Genomic DNA, 17,927 nt, shown 5'->3' with positions numbered 1-17,927 from the left:
GCTGATTTTGCAGATAAAGCAGATTTATTTTTAGATATTTATGTTTATTATCCATTTACTTTTTTGATGGAAAAATAATCATCTTTAGCTTCAATAATCACTTTCTTCCCATAATCAATCTGAATGTTGAACATATTTTCTAGGGGAAACTGCAGCACTGATTGTAGAATTAAACGGATTACTCCGGCATGAGTAATAATCAGAACTTTTTCAACTTCTTTTTTAGTAACCAATTCGTTCCAAAAACAGAGTACACGGCTTTGCATTTCAAGGAGATTTTCTCCACCTGATGCTTTTACATGGATAAAATCTTTATACCAGGGATTGATCTCTTCTTCCGGAATATCAGTCCATTTTTTCAGCTCCCAGTCTCCAAAATTCATTTCCCGAAGTCTTTCATCGGTTGAATAATTAAACTTAAAATGTTCTGCCATAAGACGGCATCGCTTTGCCGGGCTTGAAATCACTAACTCAAAATCATTATCCAGATGCAAACTTTCAAAATCTTCTGAATAATCTTTACGTAAGGGCATTTCGGCAAATCCATAACACAGATTTTCCGGATTATCTACAGCAGTATGACGAATCAGATGAATTTCCATACAATCATCGTTCCTAAGTAAAATAAAACTTCAGTTACCTGCTGCACAGCTCCCAGACAATCTCCGGTATACCCTCCGATATGTTTTTTAAAATACCATCCCATACAGATCTTCCCTAAATAAGCCAGTGCAAAAGCCAGTATCAGGCGCCAGTCTGGTATTAGGGCAAAGGAAAGTAAGACTCCCATAAAACTTACCAAAAGAGCCATACCATCCAAGGGCTTATTCGCCAGAGGCTTTGATTTGCTTACATCAATATCTGTCACATACTGATGGGTATAAATCATCGTTCCTGAAATAAAACGGCTTGAAGTATGTGCCAGAATAACAATTCCCAGGGTCTTTATCAGATCAACTGTTCCCAAAGCCTGAATACTGAAGAATTTCAAAGCAAACAATAAAATAATCCCAATCGTTCCATAGGCTCCTACCCTGCTGTCTTTCATAATGGTAAGAATTTTTTCTTTTCCATATCCGCCTCCGAAACTGTCACACATATCCGTAAAACCATCCTCATGGAAAGCTCCGGTTAGAAGGACGCTGCCAATCATCATCAGAACAATTCCTATTTCAAGATTAAAAAGCTGAGAAGAAAGGTATAAAATCCCTGCATTAATCACCCCTACCAACAATCCGATCCATGCGAAATATTTCTGGGATTTATTCATGATCTCACCGGAATACGGAATAGTGAACGGAACGGGAATTCTGGTGAAGAACATCAGTGCCGTTGCAAAATAGATCAGTTCATTCTTTAAAGTCTTCATTTATTCTTTATTTGAAACGTGAGCATCTTCAAAACTGGACATTTCATTCAGGAAATTGACTGCACTTTTAATAAGCGGATACGCCAATGCACAGCCTGTACCTTCACCCAAACGTAAATTAAGGTTCAATAAAGCTTTCTGGCCTAGTAAATCAAGAAGCTGAAGGTGGGCATTCTCATCACTTACATGACAGAATATACAGTTTTTCAGAATCTCAGGATTCTTTTTCCATGCCGTGGCCACTGCAATGGTAGCAATAAATCCGTCTACCATGATCAGCATATTCTGACGGAAGGCCTCTTCCATCGCACCCATCATCTGCACAATTTCCAGCCCGCCAAAAGTCCGGGCAATTTCGTCCGGGGTTTTAACACCAGGATATTGCTCTATGGCAGCTGATAAAATACTGATCTTATTCTGCAGCTGATCATCATTCAATCCTGTTCCACGGCCAATACAGCTAGCAATGGGAATATCAAATAGTTTACTCATCATCAGAGAAGAAGCGGAAGTATTCCCAATTCCCATTTCACCAAAACCGATGATATTACAGCCTGTTTCAGCAATCTCTGCCACTACCGAGTTTCCATTCTGCAAAGCCTTTTGATATTCTTCTGAAGTCATCGCTGGTTCCTCCAAAATATTACGGCTGGATTTTCTGATTTTTTTATCGATTAGCTCCAACCCTTCCGGAAAATCAAAGTTGACTCCGGCATCTACAATCTTAATTTCAATATTATGCTGTCTGCAAAATACATTAATAGCCGCTCCACCACCCAGAAAATTCATCACCATCTGATAGGTTACCTCCTGCGGATAGGCGCTTACTCCTGCTGTTGCAATCCCATGATCGGCGGCAAAGACCACCAGATGAGGATTCGATAATTGGGGTGAAGTAGTATTTTGAACCATCCCAATTCTGTGGGCAAGATGTTCCAGATGTCCTAATGCGCCTAAAGGTTTTGTCTTGAAATCAATTTTATGCTGTAGTTCGGTTGTCAACATGGGTATAAAGTAGTTATGTTAAATAGAGAAAGTGCAATATTAGTGAAATAAGGGGTATTCCGGGTAATGGATGAAGGATGTATTAAGGAGAAAATAGATAATAGACGAAGAGATGAGAGACAAGAACCGCGAAAAGGAAGCTGAGAACTATATTTTAGATTTGAGACTGTTGAAAAACCTTGACAACATTTAAACCTTTAGGCTTGGAGTGTTTGAGCGTAAGATTCTTTTATATTGTAATAAAAATATTATACCCCCTCCATTCTCAAACTCAAAACAACTACGTAAGAACATTGCGCACAATCATCATTACTTTGCAATATAAAATTGAAAACAATGACACCAAAAATAAAAGAAAAAATAAAAGAAGTGGAGGTAACACGAGGCGTAGAAGTCCTTCTTGCCGTTGAATCCGGAAGCAGAGCGTGGGGTTTTGCCTCTCCTGACAGTGATTATGACATACGTTTTATATACCGCCATGAAAAAGACTGGTATCTTTCGCCTTGGGATAAGGATGAAACGATAGAATTTATGACCGAAGATGACCTGGATGGTTCCGGATGGGATCTCAGAAAGACTTTTCACCTTTTGCTTAAATCGAATGCCGCTTTACTGAGTTGGTTCTACTCGCCTATCATTTATACAGAAAACGCAAAGTTTGTGGAGCTTTTCAAACCATTGGCTGATGCTTGCTTTTCTCCGGTAGCGGTTTCCTATCATTATTTAAGCATGAGCAAAAAATACCTGGAAGCCTGCAGAAGTGATGAAGTAAAATTAAAAAGTTATTTTTATTGTCTGCGAACTGCCTTAACCGGAAAGTGGATCATAGAAAAAGGAACAGTTCCACCTGTATTGTTCAGTGAACTGCTTGTTTTAGTAGACAATGAAACCAGAACAAAAATAGAAAATCTCGTAGCCCTAAAAGCAACGAAGGGAGAAGCTTATTATCACCCGAATGATTGGGAATTGTTTGAGTTTTTGGAGAAAACGATCACTTATAATGAGGAAAAGTCAAAGGGTTTGAGAGGTGGAAATGCTGACAAGAAGGAGATGGAGAGGGTTTTTAGGGAGATATTAAAACTTTAAAGAAAGACAAATGAAAATATTTAATTTTTTTAGAAAGAAGGACATCCAAATTTCCCTCAAAAAAACTGAAAAAGCAGCTCCTCAAGAGAAAGAAAAAATACATGAATTTATTGAAAGAGCTCAGCTCTTAAAAGAAGAAATAGGACTTGAAGTCCCTCTATCAGTGATTGAAACTTTCAAAAAATATAACCTTCCTAAAAACAATTATTTTTATAGTATTTTTTGGTATGTAGATGATGATAGCTTTATCATTTTCTATACAGAAGCCTTTATTGAACTGGTTGTTACCAGATACAAAGAAATTCATGGACAGGATGTGGATTTGACTGAATTATCAGAGCAGCTTGATGATGCAGTCTATGAATTCCGTATCAAAGAAAATTGTTTTGACAGAACAAATCCTTCTTTTAATTTTATCAACAGTTGTTATGAAGAGTTCACAAAATCCGGAGATGAATTGATCATCACCATGGACCTTGGAGATTATGATCACCTGATTATCAACAAAGAAGAAAAAGGAAATATAGCAATTAGCATCTCATCTCCCATAACAACAGCAGGAATAAAACACAAAATTCTTACTCAGTTTAGACCTTTAGCAGAGGTTATTAGAGAATCTTTGGACAGGCAGTCAAAACACTATTAATCTTATTAAATAACATCAAATGAAAAATATAATCGCACTCTCTCCTATGTATACGGAAGACAGCAATAATCTTAAAAAAGCATCGCTCAATTCATCATATGAACTGAGCCGTTTCAACGCAAAATGGAACGTCCCTGAAGAGTTTCGTTCAGATGTAATTGCTGTTTATGGTGAAGATATCTACTCCGAAATTGTTGCTGAACAATGTAATCTGACCTTAACAAAACCAAAGGATAACTGGCTTGCTGAAATTTCAGAAGAATTTACCCATCGTAAAATTACCTATGGGCAATTAGGAGACTTTCTGCAAGAACGAGATATATTCATTAAATGTTCTGACTTTAAAAGTTTTAAAGCAGGAGTTTATCATAACTTGACAGACATCAAAGGTTTTGATACTGTAGATTTGAACTCGAACGTTTTCACCTCAGAAATAGTAGAATGGGAACTTGAAGTAAGATGCTTTGTATTTAATAATGAAATAAAAACATATTCTTCTTATTGGAGAAACAATAGCTTTGATACAAATCCATTATCTGAAACTGAAGAGCATGATATGTTTGAGTTTTTCAACCGCTTTATCCAGAAATATTCTTCAACATTACCCAATGCTATTGTATTAGATTTTGGAATCATCAAAGGAAAAGGCTGGGCATTAATTGAAGCTAATCCGGCATGGTGCTCAGGATTATATGCCTGTGATGCAGAAAAAGCACTGGAAGTTGTTGTCAATAGCTGTATTAAAAACTAATTTAAAAAATATTATTTGAATAATTAAAATGACCATCCAAGACCTCAAAAATAAAAACCTCCTCCTCTTCGAAGCCATCTCCGGAAGCCGGGCTTTCGGCCTGGCAACGGAAACTTCGGATACGGATATCCGTGGCGTGTATTATCTGCCGAAGGAAGATTTCTTTGGGCTGAACTATATTCCACAGATTTCCAATGAAACGAATGATATTACCTATTATGAAATTGGAAGGTTTGTGGAGCTATTGCAAAAGAACAATCCTAATATTCTGGAAGTGCTGGCAACTCCTGAAGAGTGTATTTTACATAAACATCCGTTGATGGATCTGCTGAAAACTGAAGACTTTCTTTCTAAGTTATGCAAAGACACTTTTGCAGGATATGCCATTTCCCAAATTAAAAAGGCGAAAGGTCTTAACAAAAAGATCCTGAATCCTATAGACAAAGAAAGAAAATCTGTTCTTGACTTCTGTTTTATTCTGGATGGACAAGGTTCTGTTCCTTTGAAAAAATGGTTTTTGGAAAACGGAAAATTTCAGGAAAAATGTGGCTTAACAAGCATTGACCATACCAAAGGGACGTTTGCATTATTTTATGATGAATCTCAAACATTGGGGTATAAAGGAATTATTCAGCATGAAGAAGCGAATCAGGTTTCGGTATCTTCTGTTCCAAAGGATGAAAAGCCCGATGCTTACCTGTTCTGTAACTTCGATGCCTACTCCACTTACTGTAAAGACTACAGGGAATATTGGAAATGGGTTGAGGAACGCAATGAGAACCGATACAACGTCAACCATAATCATGGACAGAACTACGACAGCAAGAATATGATGCACACCATCCGGTTATTGCAGTCGTGTGAACAGATATTCAAAAAACAAACTCTTCAAATCCATGTAGAAAACCGGGAGGAATTACTGGATATCAAAGCTGGAAACTGGCCGTATGAAGCAGTGATGCAAAAAGCTGAAACCCTTATTCAATCCATTGAGGAACAATATACTATTTCTGGCCTTCAGGATTATCCTGATACACAAAAATCCTTAAAGATTCTGATTGATATCCGTGAAGCTCTTTATTTGTAGGAAAAAAAGCATTTAAGAACCTTCACAATAGGCTTCTACAACGAATAAATTAAACTATTTTTGCAAAAAACTAAAAAAATGAAATTCATATTTTCAAGAAAATTTACTTTTTTTTCACTTTCTCTTTTAAGTATATCTGTCTATGCACAGGAATTGTATATTCCTTACAGGGATGGAAATCTGTGGGGAGTTTCCAATTATGCCGGCAGTGAAATCATTGCTCCAAAATTTGATTCCCTTCAGTTCAATGAGCAGGATCATTATGACTTCAACTTTCTTCATACCTTCAAAGATGGAAAAAAAGGAATGTTATTGAGTGGAAAAGAAGTCCTCCTTCCTGAATTCAAGAATATCTTTCCTACTTATAAAGGTTTCATCATTGCGGAATATGACAATGATAAAAAAAGTAGAGTCATTTTGGATAAAGAGGGTACAAAGATTACCGAAAACCCTGTCATTTCCATGTGGATGGGAGAAAAATTTGGTACCAGCTTTATTTTCCATGTTCTGAATGAAAACATGAAGGAAGATTTTTTCGTCTGGGACCCAAAAGAACATAAGATTGCCCAATATGTCTTTAAGGATTACTATTCTATTTCCGTTGTGGAAAACAGAGATGCCTATGAACTTGATATCAGATACCGAAAAAACGAAACCGATCCATTGTCTGAAGTAAGGATGACGATCCGTGATAATAAGCTGGAACCAGTTACCTCTAAGAACTTCAATGAAAGAATTGTAAAGAATACTAATCGTAATAGAGATTATTTTGGAAGTTCAAATCAGGAAACCATAAAGCAACCAACTGCCGTTTATGAAGTATACAGGGATTATGATGAAGGGGTAAGGGCCCCATCTTATGCTCCGCCACCGCCGCCTTCAACAGGGAAAAAAGATTCCAATGATTCAGGATATCAGGAAGTAAAGAAACAACCTATACAGGTAGGGGTTTCGTATTCGATAGAGAATGATTTTCCGTATGTCACTTATCATTATAACCAGGTAAAAAATGAGAAGGTAACCAGAAGAGTGAAACTTCCAAGAGGCTCAAAAGGCATTAAGATTGAAAGTCTGAGCGGTTTGCCACAGAAAAAAGTGGGTGATACCATCTATACATATTATAGCTATATGACCTTTACCCATAAAGATAGGAACCAAATTCTTATCAGTGAGAAGAAGCCTACAGAATTTGAAACGATTAAAGTAATAAGCCCCGGATCCGATTCCCGATACTATGGACAGATCTTCTTGTTAGGAAACAAAAAGAATGGGAAAATGAAGTATAGGCTGATTAATAATCTACAAGAGATGATTTTTCCTGATGAATTTGATGATGTCATCCTCAATGATACTTTCTATAGCGACAATTATAACAACTGGACCGTTATTAAGGATGGAAAATATGGAGTTGTAAACCCTCTTGGTAAATACATCCTTCAGCCTATGTATGATGAAATTGTCAATAAAAAGGTAACCTATGGCTCGGGAAGTTTTCTTCAAATCAAAAAAGATGGAAAATATGGATTACTGAAACCCGTTATCCCCAACGGCAGTACCGAAAACAATTTAGTTGAACCTGTCTTTTCCTACCCTATCCGTAATGTCCTGATGAGCTACCCTTACCGAAGCAGCCAATATACGTCGGCTGGAATTCCACAAGGAACAATGTTGATCATGCTGGAAGATGAGAAAGGAAAATCATTGGGCTTCGCCAACAAACAAGGTCAACTTTATTTTAAAAACTAAACCATGAAATTCAAAAAATACAGTCTACTTTTCATTTTTACGACAAGCCTTGCAACTGCCCAGAGTTACTATGATTATGATTCTGAAGTGATTTCCTATTCGGTTCTCAGTAAGGAAATAACCAAAGCCTATGAAGATGCATTCTTCAAAGATAAGATGTTCACTCCGGAAGACTTTCTGACGGACCTTAACCATATTGAAAAAGATTATCCCGGGTTAAAGGAAAATATTGAAAAATCTGATAAAATTGAAGTAAATACTGTCTTGTCCAGGAACTTCTATTCCACTACTCCTTTCAAGAACAAAATGATTGATGGCATAAAGAAGATTTATTATCCAGGCGGAATACTTTTTCAGGAGATCTCTTATAAAAATGGGAAGCTGGATGGGTTATACAAGCTATACAGCGAATCCGGAAAACTCTATTCCGAAGTTCCCTACAAGAACAACCTGAAGCATGGAATCAAAAAGGTATATTTCACCGATCCAGAGGAACGTTATGAGCCAAAGGAATATATTATTCAAGGGAACTATAGTAATGGTAAAATTATTGGTCCTGTTTCCATCTCCAATGATAACCTTACCATCACCTATCCTTCTGACTTCAAGAAAGGGCAGGTTGAGCTTTCCTACAATGGAACCTCTCTTGTAGGATATAGCATCATTGAAAGAGATATCAAAAACGGACCTTATACTTTATACAGCGTTGATACTCCTACAGATGTAAAGATTCAGACGGATAAAAAAACAGAGAAGAAAAAGCCACAACGTGTCAAAAGATTCTTCGCTACTTATTTCAACAATCAATTCAATGGCTATGTAGAAAAATACAATAAGAGCGGGGAACTTCTTTCCAGAAATCTATTCAGCTTCGGCAAACCAATAGGAACTCATAAAAATTATTACGATGTTGGAAAAATAAAATCAGAAGAGTACTATGACAGCACCGGAAAGAAAACAGGAACCTGGAAGAACTACTATCCCAGTGGAGAACTCGCTAATGTTACAAACTATAAAGATGACCAACTGCATGGAGCCAAGGAACTTTATCAGAAGGACTACCTAAAGAGCCAGGAAAACTTCGACCATGGCAAAAAGATTTCCAACAAATATTATGATGATAAGGGAAACCTTCAAAGCGAAGCCTATTATGAGAATGATAAATTCATCAAGGAAATCATTTATTTCTCTGATGGCAAAACGCAATCCGTAAAAAATGCAAATTTTGATACTACCTATTATAACAAAGAGGGAAAGGTCATTCATGTTGACCACTTTAAAGACGGTCATCGGATAGGGGTTCATAAGTATTTCAATTATGAACAGGATGGTACTCCTTTTATCTATTCTGAAACAGAATATGATGATAATGGAAAGAAAATAAGGTCCGTTTGGTATGAGAAAAAAAGCACCAATGAGATAAGCTGGAAGGACGAAAAGATGCATGGAAAATCTACCTACACGACCAGTGACGGCATCCGGAAGATCAAGTATTACTTTGAAGGAAAGGAAGCCACTGAAAAAGAATTCAAAAACCTTTCTGAAGCAAACAAAGAAAACAGGAAGACAAAATAACAACAAAATCACCGCTAAGCCGGTGATTTTTTATGTTTAAAGGGAACTTATCTCTTCTTCGAAGCTTTTGCTATTTTGTTATAATCAAGACAAATCTTCATCCAATATTCAAAATCTTCGGGTTTCTGAAAACCAATGGGCTCTACATAACAGTATTCTTTGAGCTGCTTTCCTCTCATTATCATGGGAAGAAAACCCATTTTCTCCACTACTTCTTCTTCCTTTTCAGGATTGTAACGGCACATCAGGTTATCATGACTGATATTGATACACATTTTATCATTCACCAGAAATGCAAGGCCGCCAAACATTCTCTTTTCTTCAATTTTAATATCATTCACCTGAGCCAGCCATTCTCTGACCCTGTCAGCCAATTCAGTATTATAAGCCATGATGATTATGTTTTAATAGTAAAGATAGCGATTATTATGATGGTTTTCTGATTCTTAATTAATGATGAAAATAAAATTTTATTTAAATTAATTATTGTTTTACGATAATTAATTATACATTTGCAATACTAATTAATGATCGTGTCATGAACCAGACCAAAGTTATTTCCCGAATTTTATTTTATATCTGCTCGGTAGTATCGGCCGGATATTTAATCATCGTCTTGTATTCCATGCTCTGCCTGGCTACAGGTTTTTCTGTAACACCTTATGGAAACGGGCAATATCTCCATATCAATTATCCATTCACTGAGCAGCCGTTTTTGAATATAGAAGATAATTATCCCTATATCATTTTTTCATTTCTGTTGGTTTTATTTTCCTATGGAATCTTTTTCTGGCTTTCAGCAAAAGTTTTCAGGGTATTCTTCCAGCCGAAGCTTTTTACCCAAGAACATGTATTGCATCTTAAGAGATTTTACCTGTACAATGTTTTCATTCCGCTTCCTCTGGTTATTATCGCGAGTTTCTTCGTGGAAGTAGAAAGTATTGTATGGGGACTGGTGTTTATTCACTTTATGCTTGGAATTTTCTGTCTGTTTCTTGCCAATATCTTTAAGCAAGGACTACATTTGCAAAACGAACAAGATCTATTTATTTAAAATGCCAATTATAGTCAACTTAGATGTCATGTTAGCCAAACGAAAAATGCAGAGTAAAGAATTGGCAGAAAAACTGGGAATCACTCCCGTTAACCTTTCCATCCTGAAAACCGGAAAAGCCAAAGGAGTACGCTTCGACACCCTGGAAGCCATCTGCAAAATCCTGGAGTGCCAGCCCGGAGATATCCTGGAGTATAAAGAGTAGAATTCAAAGTTCAAGGTTTAAAGTGCATCGTTTAAGGTTCTCATCCTTTCAATAGTCTGTTATTTGAAAGCTGAAAGTCTTTTCCTTTGTTCTTTATTTTTGAATCTCTAAGTCTCTCATCTCTTCGTCTATTATCTATCCGTCTCTTTAATTCAACACAACTGTAGTCCTCAAAAGGATTGCCTGTTCTTCTATTACCCAAACTCAATATTATGAATACCTTATCAATCAACAACCTAAACCTCACCTACAAAAATGGTTTTCAAGCGATTAACAACATATCTTTAGAAATAAGCAACGGAATGTTCGGATTGCTGGGACCTAATGGAGCCGGAAAATCATCCCTGATGAAAACTATTGTAGGATTACAGAAGCCAACCTCGGGAAGTATTATTTTTAATGACATTGATAGTATTAAAAACCCTGAGTACATCAAACAAAATTTAGGATTCCTGCCCCAAGATTTTGGAGTATATCCTAAAATTTCCGCGTATGACCTTTTAGACCATATTGCTGTTCTGAAAGGAATTACAGATAAAGCCCAACGTAAAAACCAGATTGTAAAGCTGCTTGAAAAAGTGAATCTTCAGGATTTTCAAAACAAAGAAGTTCATACTTTTTCCGGTGGAATGAAGCAGCGTTTTGGAGTTGCCCAGGCATTATTGGGAAATCCTAAAATTATTATTGTAGATGAACCCACAGCCGGTTTAGATCCCGAAGAACGAAACCGTTTCAATATTCTCCTGAATGATATAAGCCGCGATGTTATCGTTATTCTTTCTACTCATTTGGTGGAAGATGTGAGAAACCTCTGCTCAGAAATTGCAGTAATGAACCTCGGGCAGATTCTCAGAAAAGGAGAACCCAAACAATTGATGGCTGAATTAGAGAATAAAATCTGGTCAAAATCCCTGGAAAAAAACGAGTCGGAAAGCCATTATTCACACTATGAAGTCATCAGCAGGCAATTGATAGAAAGAAAGTTCCATCTTACTGTATTTTCTGAAGACTCACCTCTCGATTTTAGCCCTGTAAGTCCTTTACTGGAGCATTTTTACTTCTATACTTTAACGCAAAAACCTTAATCATGAATGCCATATTTTCTTTTGAAGCCAAACGCAGTACAAAGCATTGGCTTAGTTATCTTGTTGCCTTAATCCTTGTATTTCTGGGTATTTTCTGTGGAAACCAATTCAACCTTTCCGTTGGAGAAGGAATCTATTTAAATTCTCCTTATACCATTGGATTCATGACCGGAATGCTAAGCCTTTCCATTATATTTTTTGCAACAGTTTATGCTTTACAATTATTATTTAAAGACTACGATTCAAAATTTGACACAGTACTCTTTTCATTTCCTATTACCAAAAAAGCTTATCTCAAAGGAAAATTCTATCTCTATTTTCTGCAGACCTTTTTAAGCTTTTCCTTTTTGATGCTGGGATTTGTTATAGGCCAGAGCCTTCGGACCGGAAGTGAAATGCAAAACGGATTCAGTATAGGGGCCTACTTCTATCCTTTAGTTATTTTTGGGTTCCTCAATAGTCTTTTGGTCTGCAGTTTTCTTTTTTTACTTTCATTAGTCATCCGGAAAAAGCTGTTGGTAGTAGCGGGTGGTTTGTTACTTTATATTTTCTACATGATTATTCTACTGTTTTCCAACTCCCCTTTTATGGCGGGAAGCATGCCACAATCATTGGAAACCCAGCAATTATCCGCTATTGTTGATCCGTTCGGGTTATCCTCTTATTTTTTTGAAGCAAGACTATTAACCGTTTCACAAAAAAACACACAGATTGTCCCTTTCACTGGCTATTTACTGCTTAACAGGATTTTCTGCCTGCTTCTGTCTGCCATACTTTTATTCCTTAGTTTAAAACAATTTTCATTTTCAACTACATCCGGACAGAAAGTAAAAAAAAGAGCTCACCAAGCCGGTTATCAGTCAAAATTAATATCCACAGATTACTCCAGGGTACAACCTCATTTTGGAAGATTGTCTTTTCTGCAATCCATACTATCCTTTGCCAAAATTGATTTAATTTACCTGTTCAAAAGTATTACAATTCCTGCAGTTTCTATGCTCCTTATATTTTCTGTAGGAATGGAAATGTACGCCGAAATTGAAAAAGGAATCCGCCTTCCTCAGAAATATGCCAGCTCAGGGCTTATGACCACAACCATATCAGAGAATTTTCACTTACTCGGATTACTGATTACAGCCTATTTTCTTAATGATCTGTATTGGAGATCAAAATCATCGGGTTTTTTCCTGATCGAAAACAGCACTTTTTTCTCAAAGAATAAATTAACAGGACATTTTATCTCCATAAGTATTTTGTTGTGTTTTTTTACAGGAATTTTAATTGGAGAAGGAATTATTTTTCAGGCTGCTTATCAGTATTTCCATATCGATTGGAATGCTTATCTGGCAGTTTTTCTTTTCAATACTTTTCCTTTGATTTTATTCGCTGGTTTTACCCTTTTGATTAATGACAGAATCCCTCACAAATTCATTGCACTTGGGTTATCTGTTCTTGCTGTTTTTATTCTTACAGGTCCTGTTTCCGGTAAAATTATTCCTTATCCTCTTTTTAGAATTTTTTCAGACTTTAAAGGTAGTTACAGTGATTTTAACGGTTATGGAATATATGAAAAAGCTTTTACCCAAAGACTTTTATTTGGAACCGGACTCATTGCTTCATTATGGGCATTGAATACTATAATTAAATTTAAAAAACTCCCTGTTGCCCAATCTGTTTTCACTATTATTCTGCTCATCTCAGGGATGATATCCGGAAGATATTTCATGGAAGGGTATATTCCCAAAGATGGTGAAAAAGAGGTCTTGAATTCCGTTCAGTATGAAAAGAGTTTTCGAAAGTATGAAAACCTGCCACAACCTGATATTACTGACATTACCACTGATATTCAACTAAATCCGTCAAACAATTCGTATGTGATTTCCGGAAAATATATCCTTAAGAATCAAAAAGAGAAAACCATTCATAGCATTCTTATCAATTTCCACCCTGATCTGAAATTGAAAACCGCTGTTTTTAAAACTGGAAATGAAATGATACAACTTAATGAAAACACTTATGAGATTTTATTAAAAGCAGGTTTACATCCTAATGATACTGCCACTTTGGATTTCGAGATCTCTTATCAATGGTATGCTGTAAACGGGCATCAGTCTTTCAATTCGATTATAGAAAATGGATCATTTATGAGAATCAGCAGGTATTACCCAACCATTGGCTATCAAAAGGATGATGAAGTTCAGGATCAAAATCTACGGAATCAATATGGACTTGGAAAACTGGCAGAATTGAAAAAGCCTGAGGCTGCCGAAGTAGTAAAAAAGGATTTCATCAATCTTGATATGACAATCTCTACGGAAAAAACTCAAACAGCTATAGGAACCGGGGATCTCATTAAAAAATGGACACAATCAGGCCGGAATTATTTCCGGTATAAAGCAGAAAATATCCCTTTCCGTTTTGCTGTTTCTTCTGCAAAATATCAGACAAAAAGTATCCATTACAAAGGAATTGAAGTCAATGTATTTTACCATCAAAAACATTTTGAAAATGTAGATCATTTGCTGAAAAACGCCCAACTTACCCTGGATTACTGCCAGCAGAATTTTGGAAAATACCCTTTCAAAACAATCAATTTCGCTGAGATTTCTTCTTTTACCAAGGGCTTTGCTGCTACGGCTTATCCTTCTTCGATTTTCATGCCTGAAGACATGGTTTTTCATGCTAATATTCATGCGGATAAAAAGCAGGACGTGATTAATGAGCTTGCCGGACATGAACTTTCCCATTTGTGGTGGGGAAACAGCCAGATCAATCCCGATAACAGAGAAGGTGCTGTAATGCTTACGGAAACCCTTGCCATGTATACTGAAATGATGCTCTATAAAAAGATGCACGGAAAAGCAGAAATGATGGAAAGAATACAGGTACATCAACAAATCTATGATAATGAAAAAGGGCTCTCTGAAGCACTTCCCCTCTACAGGGCTACCGGAGATGTTCCTCATATTTCCTATTCCAAGGGAGCGGTGGCTATGGTGAAATTGAGTGACCTGATGGGTGAAGACAAGGTGAATATGGCATTGAAAAATTTCCTGAACGATAATCAATATCCGAAGAAGCCGGCTTCAACTGATCTTCTTCGTGAATTTTACAGGGTTTCGCCTGGTTTGAAAAAACAAATTGATCAATTATTTAAAAATCCCTAAATAGTTATAATGAGTGTAAAAAACTTCCACGACAGTAAAAAACTGTAAATGCTATTCTATTTTTTTAATTTTTAATAAAAATATTTTCAGAAAGTTGTAACAAAGAAAAACTGTGATCAACTAATTAATTGATATATCAATAATTGATAAGTCATTTTAATTAGAAAATATGGAAAAATTAAATTCAATTATATTCTACAACATAGACAAAGCCATCAGAGCCTATAGAAACTATGCACAACGCCAACTGAAAGCAAGCGGTTTTACGATCACTATCGATCAGTGGCTTATCATCAAAGCAATTCTGGAAAACCCGGGAATTACCCAGAATGAAATTGGTGATCTGGTTTTTAAGGACAATGCATCTGTGACGAGAATTATTGATTTAATGGTAAAATCTGAATATATCACAAGACATGTTCATCCTGATGACCGCAGAAAAACGAACCTGCAAGTAACAGATTCCGGAAAAAAAGTCATCAAAGAGGTTCAGAATATCGTCGAAAATAACCGGGAGGTTGCTTTGGAAGGGGTTTCGAAGGAGGAAATTGAAATGATGTATTCAGCTTTACTTAAGATTTCAGAAAACTGTCTCAACCCTAAAAATTAAAACACTATGACCAGAATATTTACACTCATCTTTCTCTGGATGCTGCTGCTGTTCACCAGCTTATTGTCAGCCCAGACTATGCAGAATTTTTCCCTTTCGGGAAGTATTAAAACGGACAAGGCGGAACAAATGGAGATCAACCTTTTGGATGCTGAAAATAAATTAGTAAAAACGGAAATTGCAGATTCCAACGGGAAGTTTGATTTCATTGATGTTAAAAGCGGAACCTATCATTTAAAAATCAGCAGAAACGGATCTGAGGTTTATCATTCAGACCATATTTCATTGACTGATAATACTACTCTTCCTTCAATTGATCTTAGTATAAAATCTATTGAAGGGGTAACGATCACCAAAGCCAAACCAATGATTGAAAGGCAGGATGGTAAAATGATTTTAAACGTAGAAAACAGTATTGCAAGCACAGGGAACTCTGCTTTTGAGGTATTAGAAAAAGCTCCGGGAATCAATATTGATAACAATGACAACATCAGTCTTCGCGGGAAAGGAAATCTCCTTATTCAGATTGATGGGAAAAATACACCAATGACCGGAAATGACCTTGCTAACTATCTTAGGGGAATTCCTTCCTCAACGATTGATAAAATAGAATTTATTACCAATCCTTCCTCAAAATATGATGCTGCCGGATCTTCTATCATCAACATCAAGCTTAAAAAAGAACAGAGAAAAGGCACAAACGGAAGTATTTCCACATCTTTAGGAATGGGTAAATATGTGAAGAACAATAATAGTATCAGCATCAATCACAGAAACAAAAAGATCAATATATTCGCCAACTACAGTTTTGCGTACAGAGAAGCTTATAACGGACTGGTTCTGGACCGAAATTTCTATGAAAACAATAACTTTCAGAAAGCCTATATACAGGACAACTATCTGAAATTTAAGTTTAATAATCACATCGCCAAAGCGGGAATGGATTACTATGTGAATGATAAAAATGTATTGGGATTTTCAATAGGACTGGTTTCCAATAAATTCAATCTTAACGGTGACAATTTCAATACAACACTGGGCAGTAATCATGCTCCTGAGAGTACTTTTAATACCCAAAATACATCTAATGATAGCTGGACCAACGTTTCTTTTAACCTCAACCACAAATACACTATTGATTCTTTAGGTTCAGAAGTTTCTACCGATTTTGACTACATCAACTATTCCAATTCCTCTTTACAGAATTTTGAAACGAGAACCCATCAGATCATCAGTGGAACGGATCAACTTGATATCATGAAGGGAGATATGAACGGAAAATTAAATATTTATTCCTTAAAATCTGACCTTACCAAGAATTTCAAAAATGACTGGAAGCTTGAAAGTGGAATTAAAACGAGTTTCGTAAAAACAGATAATGACATGAAGTTTTTTGATTTCAATAACGGAAACCTGGTTCCTGATCTTGGTAAGACCAATCACTTTATTTATGAGGAAAACATCAATGCCCTCTATGGAAATGTATCTAAAAAATGGGATAAATTGAAAGCTACGGCAGGATTAAGGCTTGAAAACACCAATGTAAAAGGAACACAGCTTGCCACCAATCAGGTGAACAAACGAAACTACACTCAATTGTTTCCAAGTGCCGTATTATCCTATGACCTGACAGAAAAAAGCAATCTGGAAATAAACCTTAGCAGAAGAATTACAAGACCAAGTTATAATCAGCTGAACCCATTTAAACTTTATCTTGATCCTACGACCATGAGATCGGGAAATCAGGACCTGAATCCGCAAACTACAATGAATTATGAACTGACCTATAGCCTCAGCAATAAATATTTTGCGACATTAAGCTATAGCATAACCTCAGATAACATTACAGACATCCTGAAACCCATCGTTGAAAATGGCCAGAATGTAACGGTACAAACCTTTGAAAACCTTAACTCGGTTTCGTATTACGGATTATACCTGATTGCTCCTGTAAAAGTTACCCAATGGTGGGATATGAATAACAGCGCCAATTTCTATTATGGCACCTATACCGGAAATGTTTCCGGAACACAGATTAATAATAAAGGAAACTTTACTTTCAATATCAATAGCATCAATTCATTCAAATTAGGAAACGGATTTACAGCAGAATTAACTGGAAATTACAAGGCTAAAGAAGTGTATGCTTATCTGAACGTAAGCCCCAATTGGTACTTGAATATTGGTGCACAGAAGAAGTTTAAAAACAACAGTACCTTGAAATTTTCATTCACTGATGTATTCTTTACAAGTAATATAAAAGGGCAAACCATTTATAATGATTATCTCGAAAATTTTGCAGTGAAAAGAGATACACGCGTGGTGACACTTTCCTATACTTACAATTTCGGGTCTTCTAAGAATGGGCAGCCGAGAAAAACCGGCGGTGCTGAGGATCTTAAACAGAGAATTGGAAGCTAAATTTTGTAGAGCTGTTGAATAGCCACGAATGCCTTTAGATTTGTAAAAGGATTTAGTAATAAATTAGATAATAATTAAATACTGAAGAACCAGAGAAAATAAAGTGAACTAAACGAATGC

16 protein-coding genes are annotated in these 17,927 nt (G+C 36.3%); 12 read left to right on the top strand and 4 right to left on the bottom strand.

Features of this window, described 5'->3' with window-relative positions:
- Positions 1–47: 47 nt before the first annotated feature.
- Genes cobC through cobT form a run of 3 tightly spaced genes read right to left on the bottom strand, consistent with a single transcriptional unit; the run spans position 48 to position 2,374 of the window.
- Entirely contained in the window at positions 48–602 is a 555-nt protein-coding gene (gene cobC, locus DRF65_RS19560) for an alpha-ribazole phosphatase family protein (protein ID WP_115972431.1), read from the bottom strand.
- A complete protein-coding gene (locus DRF65_RS19555; protein WP_115972430.1) occupies positions 587–1,369 on the bottom strand; it encodes an adenosylcobinamide-GDP ribazoletransferase in 783 nt (260 codons plus the stop codon). The genes cobC and DRF65_RS19555 overlap by 16 nt, the downstream gene beginning before the upstream one ends.
- Positions 1,370–2,374 carry a nicotinate-nucleotide--dimethylbenzimidazole phosphoribosyltransferase gene (gene cobT / locus DRF65_RS19550; protein WP_115972429.1) on the bottom strand — a complete coding sequence of 335 codons (1,005 nt, stop codon included), beginning with the start codon at positions 2,372–2,374 and terminating at the stop codon, positions 1,370–1,372.
- Between the two features lie 336 nt (positions 2,375–2,710).
- Here cobT and DRF65_RS19545 point away from each other — a divergent pair, with 336 nt between their 5' ends.
- The 6 genes from DRF65_RS19545 to DRF65_RS19520 all read left to right on the top strand — a co-directional run bounded on the left by DRF65_RS19545 (position 2,711) and on the right by DRF65_RS19520 (position 9,265).
- A complete protein-coding gene (locus DRF65_RS19545; protein WP_115972428.1) occupies positions 2,711–3,460 on the top strand; it encodes a nucleotidyltransferase domain-containing protein in 750 nt (249 codons plus the stop codon).
- 10 nt (positions 3,461–3,470) lie between these two features.
- A complete protein-coding gene (locus DRF65_RS19540; protein ID WP_115972427.1) occupies positions 3,471–4,106 on the top strand; it encodes a hypothetical protein in 636 nt (211 codons plus the stop codon).
- A 19-nt stretch (positions 4,107–4,125) separates the two neighbouring features.
- Entirely contained in the window at positions 4,126–4,857 is a 732-nt protein-coding gene (locus tag DRF65_RS19535; RefSeq protein WP_115972426.1) for an ATP-grasp domain-containing protein, read from the top strand.
- A gap of 28 nt (positions 4,858–4,885) precedes the next feature.
- Complete coding sequence (locus DRF65_RS19530; RefSeq protein ID WP_115972425.1) at positions 4,886–5,944, top strand: nucleotidyltransferase domain-containing protein; 1,059 nt, start codon at positions 4,886–4,888, stop codon at positions 5,942–5,944.
- A 78-nt stretch (positions 5,945–6,022) separates the two neighbouring features.
- Positions 6,023–7,690, top strand: a complete 1,668-nt coding sequence (locus DRF65_RS19525) for a WG repeat-containing protein (RefSeq protein ID WP_115972424.1) — start codon at positions 6,023–6,025, stop codon at positions 7,688–7,690.
- A gap of 3 nt (positions 7,691–7,693) precedes the next feature.
- Positions 7,694–9,265 (top strand): toxin-antitoxin system YwqK family antitoxin, encoded by a 1,572-nt coding sequence (locus DRF65_RS19520; RefSeq protein ID WP_115972423.1) that lies wholly within the window; start codon positions 7,694–7,696, stop codon positions 9,263–9,265.
- 47 nt (positions 9,266–9,312) lie between these two features.
- Here the strand turns inward: DRF65_RS19520 and DRF65_RS19515 are convergent, their stop codons facing one another.
- The gene (locus tag DRF65_RS19515; protein ID WP_115972422.1) at positions 9,313–9,657 is read right to left on the bottom strand and encodes a TfoX/Sxy family protein; all 345 of its coding nucleotides are present in this window, start codon (positions 9,655–9,657) and stop codon (positions 9,313–9,315) included.
- 146 nt (positions 9,658–9,803) lie between these two features.
- On the opposite strand from DRF65_RS19515, the gene DRF65_RS19510 reads away from it, so the two are divergent.
- From DRF65_RS19510 to DRF65_RS19480, 6 genes are all read left to right on the top strand, one after another.
- Positions 9,804–10,319, top strand: a complete 516-nt coding sequence (locus DRF65_RS19510) for a DUF2975 domain-containing protein (RefSeq protein ID WP_115972421.1) — start codon at positions 9,804–9,806, stop codon at positions 10,317–10,319.
- Position 10,320: 1 nt separating this feature from the next.
- Entirely contained in the window at positions 10,321–10,524 is a 204-nt protein-coding gene (locus DRF65_RS19505; RefSeq protein WP_045494476.1) for a helix-turn-helix domain-containing protein, read from the top strand.
- A gap of 212 nt (positions 10,525–10,736) precedes the next feature.
- Entirely contained in the window at positions 10,737–11,609 is an 873-nt protein-coding gene (locus DRF65_RS19495; RefSeq protein ID WP_115972419.1) for an ABC transporter ATP-binding protein, read from the top strand.
- Positions 11,610–11,611: 2 nt separating this feature from the next.
- Complete coding sequence (locus DRF65_RS19490; RefSeq protein ID WP_115972418.1) at positions 11,612–14,776, top strand: ABC transporter permease/M1 family aminopeptidase; 3,165 nt, start codon at positions 11,612–11,614, stop codon at positions 14,774–14,776.
- A gap of 169 nt (positions 14,777–14,945) precedes the next feature.
- Positions 14,946–15,386, top strand: a complete 441-nt coding sequence (locus DRF65_RS19485) for a MarR family winged helix-turn-helix transcriptional regulator (protein WP_115972417.1) — start codon at positions 14,946–14,948, stop codon at positions 15,384–15,386.
- Positions 15,387–15,392: 6 nt separating this feature from the next.
- On the top strand, positions 15,393–17,807 hold the full coding sequence (locus tag DRF65_RS19480) for a TonB-dependent receptor (RefSeq protein WP_115972416.1): 2,415 nt from the start codon (positions 15,393–15,395) through the stop codon (positions 17,805–17,807).
- Positions 17,808–17,927 lie beyond the last annotated feature (120 nt).

The organism is Chryseobacterium pennae, assembly GCF_003385515.1.
Taxonomy (GTDB): domain Bacteria; phylum Bacteroidota; class Bacteroidia; order Flavobacteriales; family Weeksellaceae; genus Chryseobacterium; species Chryseobacterium pennae.
The sequence above is the reverse complement of the archived record's forward strand: the minus strand, read 5'-3'. Positions and strand labels throughout refer to the sequence as shown.

Excerpts from the sequence above, each read along its gene's own strand:
- cobC (WP_115972431.1), bottom strand. The coding sequence starts at position 602 with ATGGAAATTCATCTGATTCGTCATACTGCTGTAGATAATCCGGAAAAT.
- DRF65_RS19490 (WP_115972418.1), top strand. The coding sequence starts at position 11,612 with ATGAATGCCATATTTTCTTTTGAAGCCAAACGCAGTACAAAGCATTGG.
- DRF65_RS19505 (WP_045494476.1), top strand. The coding sequence starts at position 10,321 with ATGCCAATTATAGTCAACTTAGATGTCATGTTAGCCAAACGAAAAATG.
- DRF65_RS19515 (WP_115972422.1), bottom strand. The coding sequence starts at position 9,657 with ATGGCTTATAATACTGAATTGGCTGACAGGGTCAGAGAATGGCTGGCT.
- DRF65_RS19495 (WP_115972419.1), top strand. The coding sequence starts at position 10,737 with ATGAATACCTTATCAATCAACAACCTAAACCTCACCTACAAAAATGGT.
- DRF65_RS19520 (WP_115972423.1), top strand. The coding sequence starts at position 7,694 with ATGAAATTCAAAAAATACAGTCTACTTTTCATTTTTACGACAAGCCTT.
- DRF65_RS19545 (WP_115972428.1), top strand. The coding sequence starts at position 2,711 with ATGACACCAAAAATAAAAGAAAAAATAAAAGAAGTGGAGGTAACACGA.
- DRF65_RS19530 (WP_115972425.1), top strand. The coding sequence starts at position 4,886 with ATGACCATCCAAGACCTCAAAAATAAAAACCTCCTCCTCTTCGAAGCC.
- DRF65_RS19540 (WP_115972427.1), top strand. The coding sequence starts at position 3,471 with ATGAAAATATTTAATTTTTTTAGAAAGAAGGACATCCAAATTTCCCTC.
- DRF65_RS19535 (WP_115972426.1), top strand. The coding sequence starts at position 4,126 with ATGAAAAATATAATCGCACTCTCTCCTATGTATACGGAAGACAGCAAT.
- DRF65_RS19510 (WP_115972421.1), top strand. The coding sequence starts at position 9,804 with ATGAACCAGACCAAAGTTATTTCCCGAATTTTATTTTATATCTGCTCG.
- cobT (WP_115972429.1), bottom strand. The coding sequence starts at position 2,374 with ATGTTGACAACCGAACTACAGCATAAAATTGATTTCAAGACAAAACCT.
- DRF65_RS19555 (WP_115972430.1), bottom strand. The coding sequence starts at position 1,369 with ATGAAGACTTTAAAGAATGAACTGATCTATTTTGCAACGGCACTGATG.
- DRF65_RS19480 (WP_115972416.1), top strand. The coding sequence starts at position 15,393 with ATGACCAGAATATTTACACTCATCTTTCTCTGGATGCTGCTGCTGTTC.
- DRF65_RS19525 (WP_115972424.1), top strand. The coding sequence starts at position 6,023 with ATGAAATTCATATTTTCAAGAAAATTTACTTTTTTTTCACTTTCTCTT.
- DRF65_RS19485 (WP_115972417.1), top strand. The coding sequence starts at position 14,946 with ATGGAAAAATTAAATTCAATTATATTCTACAACATAGACAAAGCCATC.